Here is an 18404-nt window from a genome sequence, read left to right as displayed (position 1 = left end):
GTGGCCTTGTCGCTCCGCGCGGAGCGACGGAGAGGCGGCTCTGCCCCTTGTCGCTCCGCGGCAGTTCCCCGCCCGTCCCTCTCGGCGCTTCGCGCCCCGTCCCGGCCCGCTTTGCGGGTCCCTGGAGTGGCCTGCATGATCTCCGTGTTCGGTACCGCCGCCGCGACCACCCGCGCGCTTCTCGCCGCCCTGCGGGCCAAACCCCCGGGCGGTCCCGGCCGCTGGGAGCGGGAGAACCACGCCGGCCGCGCCGTCGAGCTGTACGCGGGTCCCGCGGTGGCCGTGGGAGCGGCGCTCGGAGCCGGCCTGGCCCACCGTGGAGCCGGATTCGCCGTGCTGGCCGCCGGCGCGTGCGGCGCGTACGACGACATCGCCGGGGCCGGTGACCCACGTCGTGGGTTCCGGGCGCATCTCGGAGCACTGCGGGACGGCGAAGTCACCAGTGGCGCCGTCAAGTTGTTCGGGATCTCGGCCGCGGGGCTGGTGGCGGGGGCGCTGCTGAAGGAGCGGCCCCTGGACCGGCTGCTCGCGGGAGTGGTGATCGCCGGGAGCGCGCACTTCGTCAACCTCGTGGATGTGCGTCCCGGGCGGGCCGCCGGCGCGGTGCTGGTGCTGGGGGCGCCCGGACTGCTGCGGGGCGGGCGCGCCGGGCGGCTCGCGGCCGCCGCGACGGGAGCCGCGGCCGCCGTCTTCCCCGACGATCTCGGTGAGCGCGCGATGATCGGCGACACCGGGGCCCACGCGCTCGGCGCCGCGCTGGGTACCGCCGTCGTCGCGGGCAACGGGCGGGCCGGACTTCTCGCGCACGCCGTCGCGCTGGTGGCCGCGACGGTGTGCGGGGAGCAGGTCAGCGCGGCGGCGCGAGCCGGACGGCGCCCGCGCCCGACCCGGGCCTCCGCGCCCGCCGGGGCCTCCCGCGCCCCCCAGTACCTCCGCCCCTCGCCCCCTCGCCCCGGCGGGGGTCACGAAGGCCCGCCGAGCCCCGCCGACCCGGCCTGGGGAGGGGGGACCACTCACCCGTGTGGGTGACAGGTGCCGTCGCGTCGGCCGGTGTGCCGCGCAGCGCGCTCCGATGGCGGTCCCGGAACACCCGTACGGCCTGGCATCCTTGGCGTAGTACGCGGAGCACGACGTGCGGTACACCCCCCTCTGCAGACCTTTCTGTACGTTTCTCCGTGACCGTCCGACGCCGAACCAGGAGCCCCGGCCACGTGAGCCACGTGAGCAGCCACTCACCGCCCGGCCAGTCGCCGCTGCGCACCGTGCAGGTGCTCGGCGGCGGAAGCGCGGGCAGCAGCGCCCATGTGCGGTCGCTGGCCTCGGGCCTCGTCGCCCGTGGCGTGCGGGTCACCGTCTGTGCCCCCGCCGAGGCCGACCGCGCGTACGGATTCACGGGTGTGGGCGCCCAGCACGTCCCGGTGCCCCGCAGCGGTGACCCCGCCTCCGTGGCCGCGCTGCGGATCGCCTGCGCGGACGCCGACCTCGTACACGCGCACGGGCTGCACGCCGCGCTGCGGGCCACGCTCGCGCTCAGCGGGCTGCGCACCCCGCTCGTCGTCACCTGGCACACCCGCTCGCATGCCGAGGGGGCGCGGGCCCATCTGCTGCGTCTGCTGGAGCGGCGCGTCGCCAGGGCCGCCTCCGTCGTCCTCGCCACCTCCTCGGACCTGGTGGATCGTGCCCGCCGCCGCGGGGCCCGGGACGCCCGGCTCTCCGCCGTCGCGATCCCGGCGCCGCGCCAGGCCGTCGAGTACGGGGACCCCGACCGGTCGCGCCACAAGGCGCGGGCCGAACTGGGCGCCACCGAACGCCCGTTGCTCATGGTGGTGGGCGCCCTCGACCGGCACCGCGGATACGGCACCCTGCTGGACGCCGCGCGCGCGTGGCGGGACCTCGACCCCGTGCCGCTTCTCGTGATCGCCGGCGAGGGACCGCTGCGTACCGTCCTCCAGGGGCGTGTCGAGGACGAGGAACTGCCGGTCCGGCTGCTCGGCCGGCGCGACGACGTCTGCGAGTTGCTGCCCGCCGCCGACCTCGCACTGCTGCCGAGCGGTTGGGAATCCCGTTCCGTCCTCGCCCAGGAGGCCCTGCGCGCGGGCGTGCCGCTGGTGGCGAGCGCGGTCGGCGGCATCCCCGAACTGGTCGGTGACGCCGCCGAGCTCGTCCCGTACGCGGACGCGAAGGCGCTCGCCGCGGCCGTGGCGCGCCTTCTCGGCGATCCGGCGCGCCGGGAGCTGCTCCGCGAGAGGGGCGTACGGCAGGCCGCGAGCTGGCCGACCGAGGACGAGACGGTGGCGCAAGTGCTCAGCGTCTACGACGAGTTGACCCAGGCCTGGCCCCTCGTCTAGTGCCGTGGCACTAGGGCGTGTTGCGAAAGTCCCGCCTGCCTCGCGACGCCTGGCACGCACTCTCGCCGCACCGGGCGAAAACCCGAGCACGTCCAGTACGCGGGCTTCCGCCCGGCACTCCCCCAGCCTCCGGCCGGGGGGACCCCCAGAGCACGCACCGGACGCCGCGAGGCCCGCCCTCCGGGCGGACGACGGGACTTTCGCAACACGCCCTAGTCCGTGCGCGGCCCTGCGCGTGGGATCAGGACACATGCCTTCGTGCGCGCAGCGCCAGGCTCAACGCCAGTACCGTCTGCGGGTCGTCCAGGTCCGTACCCAGCAACTCCCCGATCCTGGCGAGGCGGTTGTAGAGGGTCTGCCGGTTGAGATGCAGCTCGCGGGCCGTCTCCGCCTTGCGGCCCGCGTGCGCCAGATACGTCTCCAGGGTGGGCAGCAGCGGAGGCCTGGAGCGGTGGTCGTGGTCGCGGAGGGGGCCGATGGCGCGGTCCACGAAGGCCGCGAGGTCCGGGTGGTCGCGCAGGCGCCACAGGAGGAGGTCGATGTCGAGGCGGCGGGCGTCGTACCAGGGGCGGTCCGACAGGCCCTGCGCGGCGGTCGCCGTCTCCGCCGCGTGCCGCAGGCCCGCCGAGGCCGCCGCCCAGCCGCCCGCGACGCCGACCACCACCACCGGCGGCAGCGCACCGGGCCGCTGCATCCCCGCGCGCTCCACGCCCGCCCGCAGCGCCAGTGCCACCCGGTCCGCGACCGCCTGGCGCTCGGACTCCGAACGCAGGCCGAGCAGGAGCGGGACACGGCCCTCGACGGGACGTACGCCGAGCAGGACCGGTACCCCCACCGAAGCGAGTTCCTCCGCGACGGCCCGCGCCAGGACCGCCCAGCCCCCGCCGGGGGACAGACCGTCGGCGAGCCGCATCACGACGGGCAGGAGCGGGCTCCTGCCCGGCTTGAAACCGAGCACCCGGGCCTGGGCGGGAGCGTCCTCCGCCTGGATACGGCCCTCCGCGAGGTCCGTCAGGAAGTCGCCGCGTCCGCGCGCGGCGAGCTCCTCCTCCTGGCGGGCCTGCATCAGGACGACGGCCAGGATGCCGGCGGCCCGCTCCGCCGCGATCCGGTGCACGGGGATGACCGGGGCGCCGACCGGCAGCAGGACCAGCCGGGCCCGTACCGCGCCGGTACCGGGGCCGCCGCCGGGCACGTCCACGAGCGTCGTCCCGGCGGGCGGCTGGTCCTTGTGCTGGCCGCGCATGCCCTCCCACACCTGGAGCGGATCGGCGCCCGCGGAGCCGGATCCGGCGGCGTACAGGAGCTGTCCGTCGGCGGTCTCCAGGAAGACCGGGTTGCCGCTGAAGTCGGCCAGGATGCGCAGGACCTGGGGGACACCGCCACCGCCGAGGAGGGCCTCGGTGCAGCGCCGGTGCACCTCCTCGGCCTGCTGGAGCAGCGCGTAGTGGCCGTTGACGATCTCTGTGTGGATCTCCTCCGTGACCGCCACGAAGGGCACTTCCCGGTGGAGCTGGACGAGGGGGAGGCCGGCCGAGCGGGCCGTCTCGACGAGGGCCGCGGGCAGTCGGGTGAAACGCGGGCCGAGTTCGACGACGAGCGCCGCGATGCCGCGTTCGGCCAGCGTCCGGACGAAGGCGCGCTGGTCGGCCGGGCGGGTGCCGAGGCCGTAGCCCGTGGTCAGGAGCAGTTCGCCGCCCTTGAGCAGTGAGGCGATGTTCGGGACCTCGCCCGCGTGCACCCAGCGCACGGTGCGCTGCAGCCGGTCGGCTCCCGCGAGGATCTCCGGCAGTCCGCTGCGCAGCCCGGGCAGCTCCAGCGCCCGCTGCACGGTGATTCCGGCGCCCTGGGTGTCGAAGCTGCTGTCCGTACGGCTGTCCATGCTGCGGACGCTACCCGTGCACCCCGTGCGCGGGCACCTCCGAGGCCGGTGCCGCCGGGTGCCCGCCGGCACGCGGTCCGGGCCGCGCCTGTCGGTGCCGCGCCCCTCGCGGGGCGCCCACGGTGGCCGCTGTCCGGCGGCCGCCGTAGGTCGCGTCGTCGTGCCGGGGCGGGTTGCGAGAGTCCCGCCCGCCTCGCGACGCCTGGCGTGCCCTAGCCGCCGTACGCCCCGCTCGCGGTCAGCCTCAGTGCCGTGTCGATCAGGGGCACGTGGCTGAAGGCCTGCGGGAAGTTGCCCACCTGGCGCTGCAGACGCGGGTCCCACTCCTCGGCCAGCAGGCCCAGGTCGTTGCGGAGCGCCAGCAGCCGCTCGAAGAGCTTGCGGGCCTCGTCGACCCGGCCGATCATCGCCAGGTCGTCCGCCATCCAGAACGAGCACGCGAGGAAGGCGCCCTCGTCGCCCTCCAGCCCGTCCACGCCCGCGTCCTCGCCGGAGGTCGGGTAGCGCAGGATGAAGCCGTCCGAGGTGGACAGCTCGCGCTGGATCGCCTCGATGGTGCCGATGACGCGCTTGTCGTCGGGCGGCAGGAAGCCCATCTGCGGGATGAGGAGCAGCGAGGCGTCCAGCTCCCTGGAGCCGTACGACTGCGTGAACGTGTTGCGCTCCTTGTCGTAGCCCTTCTCGCACACGTCCCGGTGGATGTCGTCGCGCAGTTCGCGCCACTTCTCCAGCGGGCCGTCCGCGTCGCCCGACTCGATGAGCTTGATGGTGCGGTCGACGGCGACCCAGGCCATCACCTTGGAGTGCACGAAGTGCCGGCGCGGACCGCGGACCTCCCAGATGCCCTCGTCCGGCTGGTCCCAGTGGTCCTCCAGATAGCGGATCAGCTTCAACTGGAGCAGCGAGGCGTAGTCGTTGCGGGACAGACCCGTCATGTGGGCCAGGTGCAGGGCCTCGGTGACCTCGCCGTACACATCCAGCTGGAGCTGGTGCGCGGCGCCGTTGCCGACCCGTACCGGGCCCGAATTCTCGTATCCGGGAAGCCAGTCGAGTTCCGCCTCGCCCAACTCCCGTTCGCCCGCGATGCCGTACATGATCTGGAGGTTCTCCGGGTCGCCCGCGACCGCGCGCAGCAGCCACTCGCGCCAGGCCCGTGCCTCCTCGCGGTAGCCGGTGCGCAGCAGGGAGGAGAGGGTGATCGCGGCGTCGCGCAGCCAGGTGTAGCGGTAGTCCCAGTTGCGTACGCCGCCGATCTCCTCCGGCAGGGAGGTGGTGGGCGCCGCGACGATGCCGCCCGTGGGCGCGTACGTCAGGGCCTTGAGGGTGATCAGCGAGCGGACGACGGCCTCGCGATAGGGGCCGTGGTACGTGCACTGGTCGACCCAGTCGCGCCAGAACTCCTCGGTGGCCTCCAGGGCCTGCTCGGGCTCGGGCAGCGCCGGGGGCCGCTTGTGCGAGGGCTCCCACGAGATGGTGAACGCGATCCGGTCACCCGGTGCCACCGTGAAGTCGGCGTACGTGGTCAACGCCTTGCCGTAGGTCTCGCAGGGGGTGTCGAACCACACCGAGTCCGGTCCGGCCACGGCGACCGTGCGCCCCTCGTGCTTGTGCACCCAGGGCACCACCCGCCCGTAGCTGAACCGCATCCGCAGCGCGGAGCGCATCGGGACGCGGCCCGTGACGCCTTCCACGATGCGGATGAGCTGCGGCGCGCCGTCACGGGGCGGCATGAAATCGGTCACCCGGACCGTGCCGCGGGGGGTGTCCCACTCGGATTCGAGGATCAGCGAGTCGCCGCGGTACGAGCGGCGTGCCGCCATCGGCGGTTCGGCGTCGGCCGCGTGGGCCGGGCCGAGCCGCCAGAATCCGTGTTCCTCCGTGCCGAGCAGTCCCGCGAAGATGGCATGGGAGTCGAAGCGGGGCAGGCACAGCCAGTCCACTGTGCCGTCCCGGCAGACCAGCGCTGCGGTCTGCATGTCTCCGATGAGTGCGTAGTCCTCGATGCGCCCGGCCACGTGCATCTCCAGTCGAACGGCCACGTCGCCCCCCGCGAGGGGCGGTCGCTCTGCGGTCAAGGGAACGTTCAAAACGTTAGAAGGTTGAATGTAAGAACGTTGGTGAAGCGTCGCTGCGGAACGTCAATTATTGGTCCGATTGTCGTTGCGAAACGAACTGACGAGCCCTCGTTGTTCCGGGATACGGGCGGGGATGGTGCCGTGTGTCGGCCGGGCTCGGCAGCGAGTGTCCGAGCAGGATACGACGCACGTGGAAGATCCGCGTGCCGCTCCCGGTATCCCGGGTGGGCCGATCGAGTGAGTGGCGTGCGGGGTTCGTGTCGACGTGTGTGCGGAGCGTGGCCGGAAGCGGCCTCGCCGGGTCGCTGATACCCTGGTAGCCCGTGGACCGGTGGGCAAGAAACCCCCGAACCGCAGCGACGGCACCTCCGAAGAATTCTCGGACACCACGCCGGTACGCACCCCAGACCGCGACCACGGGAGCCCCCTCTTGGCCATGCCGCCCGCTGCTTTCCGAAGCAGCACTGCCACGACGACCAAGCACATCTTCGTCACCGGGGGTGTCGCCTCCTCCCTCGGCAAGGGTCTGACCGCCTCCAGCCTGGGCGCCCTGCTCAAGGCGCGCGGGCTGCGGGTCACCATGCAGAAGCTCGACCCGTATCTGAACGTCGACCCCGGCACCATGAACCCGTTCCAGCACGGTGAGGTGTTCGTCACCAACGACGGCGCCGAGACCGACCTGGACATCGGACACTACGAGCGCTTCCTCGACGTCGACTTGGACGGCTCCGCCAATGTCACTACAGGACAGGTGTACTCGACGGTCATCGCCAAGGAGCGGCGCGGCGAGTACCTGGGCGACACGGTGCAGGTCATCCCGCACATCACCAACGAGATCAAGCACCGTATCCGCCGAATGGCCACGGACGACGTGGACGTCGTGATCACCGAGGTCGGCGGCACGGTGGGCGACATCGAGTCGCTGCCGTTCCTGGAGACCGTCCGCCAGGTCCGTCACGAGGTCGGCCGCGACAACGTGTTCGTCGTGCACATCTCGCTCCTCCCGTACATCGGCCCGTCCGGCGAGCTGAAGACGAAGCCGACCCAGCACTCGGTCGCGGCGCTGCGGAACATCGGTATCCAGCCGGACGCGATCGTGCTGCGCGCCGACCGCGAGGTGCCGACCGCCATCAAGCGCAAGATCTCGCTGATGTGCGACGTGGACGAGGCGGCCGTGGTCGCGGCCATCGACGCCAAGTCGATCTACGACATCCCGAAGGTCCTGCACACCGAGGGCCTGGACGCGTACGTCGTCCGCAAGCTGGACCTGCCGTTCCGTGACGTGGACTGGACGACCTGGGACGACCTGCTCGACCGCGTGCACAACCCCGAGCACGAGATCAACATGGCGCTGGTCGGCAAGTACATCGACCTGCCCGACGCCTATCTCTCGGTCACCGAGGCCCTTCGCGCGGGCGGCTTCGCGAACAAGGCCCGCGTGAAGATCAAGTGGGTCGCCTCGGACGACTGCAAGACCCCGGCGGGCGCCGCGAAGCAGCTCGGTGACGTCGACGCGATCTGCATCCCCGGCGGCTTCGGCGACCGCGGTGTGTCGGGCAAGGTCGGAGCGATCCAGTACGCCCGCGAGAACAGGATCCCGCTGCTCGGCCTCTGCCTCGGCCTGCAGTGCATCGTGATCGAGGCCGCGCGCAACCTGGCCGGCATCCAGGACGCCAACTCCACCGAGTTCGACTCCGCCACCGCCCACCCGGTCATCTCCACCATGGCCGAGCAGCTCGACATCGTGGCCGGCGAGGGCGACATGGGCGGGACGATGCGCCTGGGCATGTACCCGGCCAAGCTCGCCGAGGGTTCCATCGCGCGCGAGGTGTACGACGACAAGGAGTACGTCGAGGAGCGCCACCGGCACCGCTACGAGGTGAACAACGCCTACCGCGGCGAGCTGGAACAGAAGGCCGGTCTGCAGTTCTCCGGCACCTCCCCGGACGGCAAGCTCGTGGAGTACGTCGAGTACCCCCGCGAGGTGCACCCCTACCTGGTCGCGACCCAGGCGCACCCCGAGCTGCGCTCCCGTCCGACCCGCCCGCACCCGCTCTTCGCCGGGCTGGTGAAGGCCGCGGTGCAGCGCAAGACGGGCAAGTAGCACCAGGGTTGTACGGTGGCCGGGGTGTGTGCCTTGCGGGGCAGGCACCCCGGTCTCGGTCGTTTTCGGCACCGGGACCGGTTTCTTTTGCACGTGTGGGAGGACAGGGCATGACGATCAAGGACACCGCCGAGGAATGGGAGGTCAGGGCGACCGCGACCCCCTTCGTCGGCAACAAGACCTCCGTCCGTACCGACGACGTGGTCATGCCCGACGGATCGGTCGCCCGGCGCGACTACCAGGTCCATCCCGGCTCCGTGGCCGTCGTCGCCCTCGACGACCGGGACCGGGTGGTGGTGCTGCGCCAGTACCGGCACCCCGTGCGTCAGAAGCTCTGGGAGATCCCGGCCGGCCTGCTCGACGTCCCCGGCGAGAACCCGCTGCACGCCGCCCAGCGCGAGCTGTACGAGGAGGCGCACGTCAAGGCCGAGAACTGGCGCGTGCTCACCGACGTCTACACCACCCCCGGCGGCAGTTCCGAGGCCGTACGCGTCTTCCTCGCGCGTGACCTCTCCGAGGCGGAGGGGGAGCGCTTCGAGGTGGAGGACGAGGAGGCCGACATGGAGCTGGCACGGGTCCCCCTCGACGAGCTCGTCCGGGGGGTCCTCGGCGGCGACCTGCACAACGACTGCCTCGTGGTCGGCGTCCTCGCCCTGCTCGCCGCGCGCGCCGGGGACGGACTCGACGCGCTGCGTCCGGCCGAGGCGCCCTGGCCGGCGCGCCCCTTCGAGGCCTGACAGGCCCGCCGCGGCGCCCTGGACGCCCCTCCCTGGGCTCTTCGGCGCCCTCGGCGCCTTCCGCGGTCCTCCGGTGCCCCACAGCACGCCCATCCGGTCCTACGATCGGCTGATCCGATCGAGGGATGTCCCCGCCGTGCTCCGCACGGTTCGTCGCAGAGCGTGAACTAGGCTCTGGAAACGCCCGAACCGGAGTCCCGGCGGGCTTGCGCGTGCAGTGGGACGGGAGTGTGGCCCGTGACAGATCAGGCGGTGGACACGGACGGCGCGAAAGCGCCGTCGGCAGGGCGGCGTCCGGCTGCCGGGTCCGCTCCTACCAAGGGTCAGTTCCTCGGCCGTACAAGAGAGTTGAAGGAACTCCGGGCCGACATCGAACGGGCCGGACTGGACACCCTGGCGGGCCGCAAAGCCCCCCGTGCGCGGGTGCTGCTCATCGCCGGCAAGCCCGGCTCGGGCCGCACCGCGCTCGCCGAGGAACTCGTCCGGCAGGTCGCCGAGAGTTACCCGGACGGGGTGCTGCGGGCCCGGCTGGCCGAACCCGACGGCACCCCGGTGCCCACCGAGCGCACCGCGCGGGAACTCCTCACGGCCCTGGAACTGCCCGCGCCGCCCGGAGCCGACGCCGAGGACCTGAGCGCGGCGGTGCGCGACGCCCTCGCCACCCGGCGCGCCCTGCTCCTGCTCGACGACGCGGCCGACGCCGAGCAGGTCGACGTCCTGCTGCCCGACACCCCCGAATGCCTGGTGGTCGCCGTCTCCGGAGGGCCGCTGACCGGCATCGCGGACGTGCGCCCCTGCACCCTGGGCGGCCTCGACACCAAGTCCGCGCTGGAACTCCTGGAACGGTTCGCGGGCTCGGTCCGTATCACCGTCGACCCACTCGCCGCCGAGGGGCTGGTCGAGGAGTGCGCGGGCCAGCCCGGCGCCCTGGTGCTGGCGGGCGGCTGGCTCGCGGCCCGTCCCACCTCGGCCGTCGCCGACCTCGCCAAGCAGCTGCGCGCGGACGGCGAGGAGGGCTCGGCGTCCGCCCGGATCTTCCGGCTCACGTACACCGGGCTGCCCGCCGCCGCCGCGCGGACCCTGCGACTGCTCTCCCTCGCGCCGGCCGGGCTCGTCGACCCGCACACCGCGTCCGCGCTCGCCGGCTGCTCGGTCGGAGCCGCCCACGGCGCGCTGGACGACTTCGCCGCGCTCGGGCTCCTGCGGCCGGTCGAGTCGCCGCTGCCGCAGTACGAGGTCCCCGGCTTCCTGCTGCCGCTGCTGCGCACCCTCACCGAGAGCGAGGACCGCCCGGCCGAGCTGCAGCTGGCCCGCGCCCGGATGCTGGAGCGGACCGTGCGGCTGCTGGTGTCCTGCCGCGCGATCACCGAGACCGACAGCTCGCCGGCCCGCGAGAAGCTCGCCGGGATGCCCCGCGCGCTGCGCTTCCCGAACCCCAGGGCGGCCGAGGACTGGCTGCGGATCCGGCAGCCCGCGCTGCTGGCCGCCGCCCGGCTCGCGGTCGCCGACGGCGAGCTGGACACCCTGGCCCGCCGCCTGATGGCCGCCCTGGTGCGGGCGCTGGTCGTCCACTTCGGCACCCGGGCCGCGGCACCCGAGCTCTACGGCATCCACCGGCTCGTCCTCGACGTCGCCGAGCGCCGCAGGCTGCCGCGGGAGCGGGCCGCGGCCCTGCTGAACCTGGCCGACCTGGACGAACGCACCGGCCGCACCGTGGCGGCCCTGGCCCGCTACCGGGCCGCGCTCGACGCCGCGCGCGAGGCGAACGACCCGTACGCGATCGGCCGGGCGATGGAATCCGTAGGCGGCGCCCACCTGGAGCTCGGGGACTTCGACCGGGCCGCCGACTGGTACGGCCGGGCGCTCGCCCAGCGCCTGGCCCGCGACGAGCGGCTGGACGCCGCCCGGCTCTACGGCCGGATCGCCACCGCGCACACCTACGCGGGCCGCTACGGCGAGGCGCTGCGCAACTGGCGCGCCGCCGTCACCGGACATCGCAGGAACGGCGATGTGGCGTCCCAGGCACGGGCGTTGAGCGAGCTGGCGCGGGTGCAGGAGTACGCGGGACGGCCGGAGGAGTCGCTGCGCACCTGCCAGGACGCCGTCGAGTGGGCCCGCCGCGCCGAGGACCTGCGGCTGCAGGCCGCGCTGCAGCTCAGGCTGGCCGACACCCTGGACCGGCTCGGCGACCCCGCCGCGGCCCAGCTGCACCGCGGGGCGGCCGAGCGCATGCTGGGTGATGAGCTCCCGGAGAGCTCGATGGCCATGGAACAGGACGCTAACGCCTGCGAAATCCGCAGTACATCCGCAGAAGATTGATGCATTGAAAGGCTAGACAGAGAGAATCCCTTCATTAGACTGGCTCCGCTGCGTTCTTTCGTGGTGTCTCCCGGCGCGCCCGTGCATCCGGGTATGACATGCATCGCCCCGGCTTGCGTCGCCCGGCCGTGCATAGCCCAGAACCCTCTGAGTCAAGGACCGTGATCGACGTGAAGGTCGGTATCCCCCGCGAGGTCAAGAACAACGAGTTCCGGGTGGCCATCACCCCCGCCGGCGTCCACGAGCTGGTGCGCCACGGCCACCAGGTCTTCGTCGAGCAGAACGCCGGTGTCGGCTCCTCGATCACGGACGACGAGTACGTCTCCGCCGGTGCGCAGATCCTCCCCACCGCCGACCAGGTGTGGGCCACCGCCGACCTGCTGCTGAAGGTCAAGGAGCCCATCGCGGAGGAGTACCACCGCCTCCGCAAGGACCAGACGCTCTTCACGTACCTCCACCTGGCCGCCTCCAAGGAGTGCACGGACGCGCTCCTGGAGTCCGGCACCACGGCCATCGCGTACGAAACGGTCGAGCTGCCCAACCGCGCCCTGCCCCTGCTCGCCCCGATGTCCGAGGTCGCGGGCCGGCTCGCCCCGCAGGTCGGCGCCTACCAGCTGATGCGCGCCAACGGCGGCCGCGGGGTGCTGCCGGGCGGCGTTCCCGGCGTGCTGCCCGCCAAGGTCGTCGTCATCGGCGGCGGCGTCTCCGGCTGGAACGCCGCGCAGATCGCCATCGGCATGGGGTTCCAGGTGACCCTGCTCGACCGCGACATCAACAAGCTCAAGGAGGCGGACAAGATCTTCGGCACGAAGATCCAGACCGTCGTCTCCAACGCCTTCGAGCTGGAGAAGGCCTGCCTCGAGGCCGACCTCGTCATCGGCGCCGTCCTCATCCCGGGCGCCAAGGCCCCGAAGCTGGTCACCAACGAACTCGTGTCGCGGATGAAGCCGGGAAGTGTTCTTGTCGACATCGCGATCGACCAGGGCGGCTGCTTCGAGGACTCGCGTCCGACCACGCACGCCGAGCCGACCTTCCCGGTCCACAACTCGGTCTTCTACTGCGTCGCCAACATGCCCGGCGCCGTGCCGAACACCTCGACGTACGCGCTGACCAACGCGACGCTGCCGTACATCGTGGAGCTCGCCAACCGCGGCTGGGCCGAGGCCCTGCGCCGCGACCCCGCGCTGGCCAAGGGCCTCAACACGCATGAGGGCAAGGTCGTTTACCGCGAGGTCGCCGAGGCGCACGGTCTGGAGCACGTGGCGCTGGAGTCCCTGCTCGGCTGACCCCGCCCGGCCGGCCCGCCGACCAGCGGTCGCGGACCGGCCGCCGAGCAAAAGGCGATACGTCAACACAGGTCGTCAACGTCCCGCATCCGGCCGGACCTTGCCCAGCAAGGTCCGGCCGGATGTGTGTCGGGTCACTTTGCGACACTCGTTCAACTCGCCACGAACGTAACTCTTCGACCGATTCGCACACCGGTGAAACCTGCTGTGCGACGGCCTTACGCCCTTGACAGAGGGGTGTTCGGTTGCCGACACATCGGGTCGGGTCCGGCGGATTGTGTTGCTGCGGAGCGGTGACACGCCATAGAGTCGCCAACCGTCGGCATGGTGCCACGCTGACCTATCGAGAAGTTTCCTGGTCACCAAGGAGGTAAGACGACTTGTGAATGAGTCGACATTTACTCCCGGGGGTGGTCAACCAGGAATGCCGGCGCGGGGCCAGGGCCCCACGGGGCTCGAGGCTGTCGGCTCCGTCGCTGTCCGAACCTTCGCAGCCCATCAGAGTCCCCGGATGACTCAGACAGCACACCCGAGCATGGATGGCCATCACGTGAACGCCATGGCCGGCAACGGAAGTGGCGAGAACCGCACCCACTTCGCCGACTACGACGAACTGCCCGAGGGGCACTTCTACGACCCCGATGCCGAGTACGAGCCCGATCCGGAGTACGCGGCCACGCTCGCGCCCGACGCGGCCCGCCAGCGCCGTGAGCGCGTGGGCCCGACCGGACGCCCGCTGCCGTACTTCCCGATCCCGGGCCCGCTGACCGACCACGGCCCCGCGAAGATCATCGCGATGTGCAACCAGAAGGGCGGGGTCGGCAAGACGACGTCGACCATCAACCTGGGTGCCGCGCTCGCGGAGTACGGACGCCGGGTCCTGCTCGTCGACTTCGACCCGCAGGGCGCGCTCTCGGTCGGTCTCGGCGTCAACCCGATGGAGCTCGACCTCACCGTCTACAACCTGCTCATGGAGCGGGGCATGGCGGCCGACGAGGTGCTCCTGAAGACGGCGGTCCCGAACATGGACCTGCTGCCCAGCAACATCGACCTGTCCGCCGCCGAGGTGCAGCTCGTCTCCGAGGTCGCGCGCGAGTCCACGCTGCAGCGCGCCCTGAAGCCGCTGATGGCCGACTACGACTACATCGTGATCGACTGTCAGCCCTCGCTGGGCCTGCTCACCGTCAACGCCCTGACGGCGGCGCACAAGGTGATCGTGCCGCTCGAGTGCGAGTTCTTCGCGCTGCGTGGTGTCGCGCTGCTCACCGAGACCATCGAGAAGGTCCAGGAGCGGCTCAACCCCGAGCTGGAGCTCGACGGCATCCTCGCGACCATGTACGACTCCCGCACGGTGCACAGCCGTGAGGTGCTCGCCCGGGTGGTCGAGGCCTTCGACGATCACGTGTACCACACGGTGATCGGCCGGACCGTCCGCTTCCCGGAGACCACCGTCGCCGGTGAGCCGATCACCACGTACGCCTCCAACTCCGTCGGTGCCGCCGCCTATCGCCAGCTCGCCAGGGAGGTGCTCGCCCGGTGTCCCGCCGAGTGAGTCTGCCGGGGGCCGACGAACTGTTCCGCACCACCGGGGGCATGGCACTCCAGTCCTCCACTCCCACTCGCCGGACCAACGGTGAGGCCCGGGTGCCGGCTCCGGCCGGCGAGAGCGATCCGGCCGCCTCGGCGGAGGACGCGCCGCATTCGGTGCCCGTGCAGGGCGGCGACGGCGAGGGCGACGAACACGTCGCGGCCGGCTCCGACGCCGACACGGGGGAGTCGCGCAGCCGGGGCACGGCTCCGGAGCGTTCGGCGCGGCGCCAGGCGACGCAGGAAGGTTCTGGCAGCGGTTCCGCCGCCGCCCAGCAGCAGTCCCGCAAGCGTCAGCGCGCCGCCAACCGGCGGCCCAGCGGGCGGGAGCGGCACGACGAGAAGATCACGGTGTACGTGTCCGCCGAGGAGCTCATGGACCTCGAACACGCCCGTCTGGTGCTGCGCGGGGAGCACGGGCTCGCGGTCGACCGCGGGCGGATCGTCCGCGAGGCGGTCGCGGTCGTGCTCGCCGATCTCGAATCCCGTGGGGACGCGAGCATTCTCGTACGACGGCTCCGCGGGCGGTAGCGGTAGCCTGCGACGGCTATGACCTCGAACGACGCCCCCGCCGCCGGCTCCGCCGGTCGCCGACGTGCGCTCGGCCGAGGACCGGGGGCCGGTCCGGCTCCCGCCGCACCGCCCTCCGGGGAACCGGCCGACGAATCCGCCGAGGAGTCCGCCGAGCCGGGGATTCCCGCGGAGCCCGAGCCGCCGACCGGCCCGACGCCGCATCACGGCCCCGGGTCCGCTCCCGCTTCGGAGTCCTCTCCCGCTCCAGACGGCCCGGAAGCCGGAGCCGGATCGGAGATGTCGGTCACACCTGGGGCATCCGCCGGACTCGGAACTCCCGCCGGGACCGGGTCGCCCGCCGGTCCGGAAGCCACGACCGCCGTCGAGCCGGGCATTCTCGCCGAAGCCGAAGCCGAAGCCGAAGCCGAAGCCGAAGCCGAAGCCGAAGCCGAAGCCGAAGCCGAAGCCGAAGCCGAAGCCGAAGCCGGTGACGGGGTCTTCAAGGTGCGGCTGGCCAACTTCGAGGGCCCCTTCGACCTGCTGCTCCAGTTGATCTCGAAGCACAAGATGGACGTCACGGAAGTGGCGCTGTCACGGGTGACCGACGAGTTCATGGCGCACATCAGGGCCATGGGACCGGACTGGGACCTCGACCAGACGACCGAGTTCCTGGTCGTCGCGGCGACCCTGCTCGATCTCAAGGCCGCGCGGCTGCTGCCCGCCGCGGAGGTCGAGGACGAGGCCGACCTGGCCCTGCTGGAGGCCCGGGACCTCCTCTTCGCCCGGCTGCTGCAGTACCGCGCGTACAAACGGATCGCGGACATCTTCAACGCCCGCCTCGACGAGGAGGCCCGCCGCTACCCCCGTACCGTCGGTCTCGAACCCCACCACGCCGAACTGCTGCCCGAGGTCGTCATCAGCATCGGGGCGGAGGGATTCGCCCGGCTCGCGGTGAAGGCGATGCAGCCCAGGCCCAAGCCGCAGGTGTACGTCGACCACATCCATGCCCCGCTGGTCAGCGTGCGGGAACAGGCGGAGATCGTGGTGGCGCTGCTGCGCGAACACGGGGAAGCCAGCTTCCGCGACCTCGTCGCGGACACCACCGACACCCTCACCGTCGTGGCCCGTTTCCTGGCCCTGCTGGAGCTCTACCGGGAGAAGGCGGTCGCCCTCGACCAGGAGGAGGCGCTGGGGGACCTGCTGGTGCGCTGGACGGGTGGGGACAGTGCCGAGGAGCCCAGGGTGACGGACGAATTCGACCGGCCGCCCGAGACAGCGACAGCGAAGGAAGACGCCAGGAAGGAGAAGGCGTGAGCGAGCAGACCAGCGGGATCCCGGCGGACCAGGGCACCGTCGCCGACCTCGATCTCCGGCCCGCCCTGGAGGCCGTCCTCATGGTCGTGGACGAACCCGCGACCGAGGAGCACCTCGCGAAGATCCTCGAGCGGCCGAAACGGCAGGTCAGGGACGCGCTGCGGGAGCTGGCCGACGAGTACACCGTCCAGGGCCGCGGCTTCGAGCTCCGGCTCATCGCCGGCGGCTGGCGCTTCTACTCCCGGCCCGCGTACGCGGCGGCCGTGGAACGCTTCGTCCTGGACGGCCAGCAGGCCCGTCTCACCCAGGCCGCGCTGGAGACCCTGGCGGTCGTCGCGTACCGCCAGCCGGTCAGCCGTTCCAGGGTCTCGGCGGTCCGCGGAGTGAACTGTGACGGGGTGATGCGCACCCTCTTGCAGCGCGGTCTGGTCGAGGAGGCGGGCACGGAACCCGAAACAGGTGCGATCCTGTACACGACGACGAACTACTTCCTGGAGCGAATGGGCCTGCGCGGTCTGGACGAGCTCCCGGAGCTCGCGCCCTTCCTCCCCGAGGCGGACGCGATCGAAGCCGAGACGCTGGAAGGGGTCCCGTCGTTCCATCCGGATGCACCGGACGCAGATGCAGACGACACGACGACGACGGAACTTTGATGCGAAGCAGTGGCAGTGGCAGGAACAGCGGACGCGGCAACCCCCGGGGGACCGGCGGGGGCGGCTCTCAGCCCCGGAGTGGCGGGGGCGGTCCCCAGCCCCGGAGCGGCGGAGGCGGCTCTCAGCCCCGGAGTGGCGGGGGCGGTTCCCAGTCGAGGAGCGGCGGGGGCGGCTCCCAGCCCCGGAGCGGCGGAGGGAGCGGCGACGACAGGCCGAAGCGCGCTTAAGCAAGCCCCGTCCCGAGGAGCGCCGCTACGACGTAGGCCCCGGCGCCACCCACGAGGGACCGAAGTCCGGGCGCGGCAACGCGGCCCGCGGCGGCGCCAAGGGCGGCCCCAAGCAGGGCCAGCAGCGCGGCGGCCGTACGGAGCCCGCGCGCTCCCGTGAGTACGAGACGCGGGCCGAGGAGCGCAACCGGGACCGGTACGCGGGCAAGCCCGAGGTCAAGCTGCCCAAGACCTTCCCGGGCGCCGAGCAGGAGGGCGAGCGTCTGCAGAAGGTTCTCGCGCGGGCGGGCTACGGCTCCCGTCGTGCCTGTGAGGAGCTCGTCGAGCAGGCCCGGGTCGAGGTCAACGGCCAGATCGTCACCGAACAGGGGCTGCGCGTCGACCCCGAGAAGGACGAGATCCGGGTCGACGGTCTGACCGTCGCCACGCAGTCGTACCAGTTCTTCTCGCTGAACAAGCCCGCCGGTGTCGTCTCCACCATGGAGGACACCGAGGGCCGGCAGTGCCTCGGGGACTACGTGACGAACCGCGAGACGCGGCTCTTCCACGTCGGGCGGCTCGACACCGAGACCGAGGGCGTCATCCTGCTCACCAACCACGGCGAGCTGGCGCACCGGCTGACCCACCCGAAGTACGGCGTGAAGAAGGTCTACCTCGCGCACATCGTCGGCCCGATCCCGCGTGACCTGGGCAAGCGGCTCAAGGACGGCATCCAGCTGGAGGACGGGTACGCGAAGGCGGACCACTTCCGCGTCGTCGAGCAGACCGGCAAGAACTACCTGGTCGAGGTGACCCTCCACGAGGGCCGCAAGCACATCGTGCGCCGCATGCTCGCCGAGGCCGGCTTCCCGGTGGACAAGCTCGTACGCGTCGCCTTCGGCCCGATCACCCTCGGCGACCAGAAGTCGGGCTGGCTGCGCCGACTGTCGAACACCGAGGTCGGCATGCTCATGAACGAGGTCGACCTCTAGAGCGTCCGTCGTTCGCGACACCCGCCGGTTCGCGACACCCTTCGTTCGCGATCTCCGTCGTTTCGGCCGGTCCCGGGAGTGCCCCGGGGCCGGCCGACGCGTTTCCGCCGCCGGGCAGCGGTCCGGCGGCCGTGCGGGCGCGGCTGTGGTCGCCCTCACGGCTCCGGAGAGGCGCGCGGCCACCATTCCTCATCCCCCGGCTCCACGGCCGTCAGCGGGGCCCCAGGGACCGCCACGGCGACGTCGCGGACGCGCGCCGTCGTGCGTCCGGCTCGGAACGGGCGGGGTTCCGGCGTCCGGAGGGTTGTGGCCGTCCCCCGCGCTCTTTATAGTCTCAGTGACTATTACTCATGGCCGCGCCGACGACCTCCCGTGGTGATCCCCGCTC

12 protein-coding genes and 1 pseudogene are annotated in these 18404 nt (G+C 72.1%); 11 read left to right on the top strand and 2 right to left on the bottom strand.

The window, feature by feature from the left end; translation table 11 throughout:
* Positions 1-135: 135 nt before the first annotated feature.
* Together HEP85_RS09635 and HEP85_RS09630 are read left to right on the top strand one after the other, a co-directional pair.
* Positions 136-867, top strand: a pseudogene (locus HEP85_RS09635) (hypothetical protein); the annotation flags it as partial.
* A 344-nt stretch (positions 868-1211) separates the two neighbouring features.
* Positions 1212-2348 carry a glycosyltransferase family 4 protein gene (locus HEP85_RS09630; RefSeq protein ID WP_369657663.1) on the top strand — a complete coding sequence of 379 codons (1137 nt, stop codon included), beginning with the start codon at positions 1212-1214 and terminating at the stop codon, positions 2346-2348.
* A 241-nt stretch (positions 2349-2589) separates the two neighbouring features.
* Here HEP85_RS09630 and HEP85_RS09625 read toward each other — a convergent pair whose 3' ends face one another.
* Together HEP85_RS09625 and HEP85_RS09620 are read right to left on the bottom strand one after the other, a co-directional pair.
* A complete protein-coding gene (locus HEP85_RS09625; protein ID WP_329286790.1) occupies positions 2590-4230 on the bottom strand; it encodes a PucR family transcriptional regulator in 1641 nt (546 codons plus the stop codon).
* Positions 4231-4442: 212 nt separating this feature from the next.
* On the bottom strand, positions 4443-6245 hold the full coding sequence (locus HEP85_RS09620; RefSeq protein ID WP_168533484.1) for a glycoside hydrolase family 15 protein: 1803 nt from the start codon (positions 6243-6245) through the stop codon (positions 4443-4445).
* Between the two features lie 496 nt (positions 6246-6741).
* On the opposite strand from HEP85_RS09620, the gene HEP85_RS09615 reads away from it, so the two are divergent.
* The 9 genes from HEP85_RS09615 to HEP85_RS09575 all read left to right on the top strand — a co-directional run bounded on the left by HEP85_RS09615 (position 6742) and on the right by HEP85_RS09575 (position 18016).
* On the top strand, positions 6742-8409 hold the full coding sequence (locus HEP85_RS09615; RefSeq protein ID WP_168527408.1) for a CTP synthase: 1668 nt from the start codon (positions 6742-6744) through the stop codon (positions 8407-8409).
* A gap of 110 nt (positions 8410-8519) precedes the next feature.
* Positions 8520-9146: an NUDIX hydrolase gene (locus HEP85_RS09610; protein WP_168527407.1), complete on the top strand. Its 627-nt coding sequence runs from the start codon at positions 8520-8522 to the stop codon at positions 9144-9146.
* 237 nt (positions 9147-9383) lie between these two features.
* Entirely contained in the window at positions 9384-11465 is a 2082-nt protein-coding gene (locus HEP85_RS09605; RefSeq protein ID WP_329286788.1) for a tetratricopeptide repeat protein, read from the top strand.
* 161 nt (positions 11466-11626) lie between these two features.
* The gene (gene ald / locus HEP85_RS09600; RefSeq protein WP_211117891.1) at positions 11627-12751 is read left to right on the top strand and encodes an alanine dehydrogenase; all 1125 of its coding nucleotides are present in this window, start codon (positions 11627-11629) and stop codon (positions 12749-12751) included.
* 424 nt (positions 12752-13175) lie between these two features.
* Positions 13176-14303 carry a ParA family protein gene (locus tag HEP85_RS09595; protein WP_168527405.1) on the top strand — a complete coding sequence of 376 codons (1128 nt, stop codon included), beginning with the start codon at positions 13176-13178 and terminating at the stop codon, positions 14301-14303.
* Positions 14288-14869 carry a hypothetical protein gene (locus HEP85_RS09590; RefSeq protein WP_329286784.1) on the top strand — a complete coding sequence of 194 codons (582 nt, stop codon included), beginning with the start codon at positions 14288-14290 and terminating at the stop codon, positions 14867-14869. Before HEP85_RS09595 ends, HEP85_RS09590 begins: the two co-directional genes overlap by 16 nt.
* Positions 14870-14887: 18 nt before the next feature.
* On the top strand, positions 14888-16165 hold the full coding sequence (locus HEP85_RS09585; RefSeq protein WP_211117884.1) for a ScpA family protein: 1278 nt from the start codon (positions 14888-14890) through the stop codon (positions 16163-16165).
* Complete coding sequence (gene scpB, locus HEP85_RS09580; RefSeq protein ID WP_168527403.1) at positions 16162-16818, top strand: SMC-Scp complex subunit ScpB; 657 nt, start codon at positions 16162-16164, stop codon at positions 16816-16818. Before HEP85_RS09585 ends, scpB begins: the two co-directional genes overlap by 4 nt.
* Positions 16787-18016, top strand: coding sequence for a pseudouridine synthase (locus HEP85_RS09575; protein ID WP_248001882.1), 1230 nt, complete (start codon positions 16787-16789; stop codon positions 18014-18016). Before scpB ends, HEP85_RS09575 begins: the two co-directional genes overlap by 32 nt.
* The last annotated feature ends 388 nt before the right edge of the window (positions 18017-18404 follow it).

The sequence above is a fragment of the Streptomyces sp. RPA4-2 genome (assembly GCF_012273515.2).
Taxonomy (GTDB): domain Bacteria; phylum Actinomycetota; class Actinomycetes; order Streptomycetales; family Streptomycetaceae; genus Streptomyces; species Streptomyces kaempferi.
Note: the sequence above shows the minus strand (reverse complement) of the source record. Positions and strands in the feature narration are given on the sequence as shown.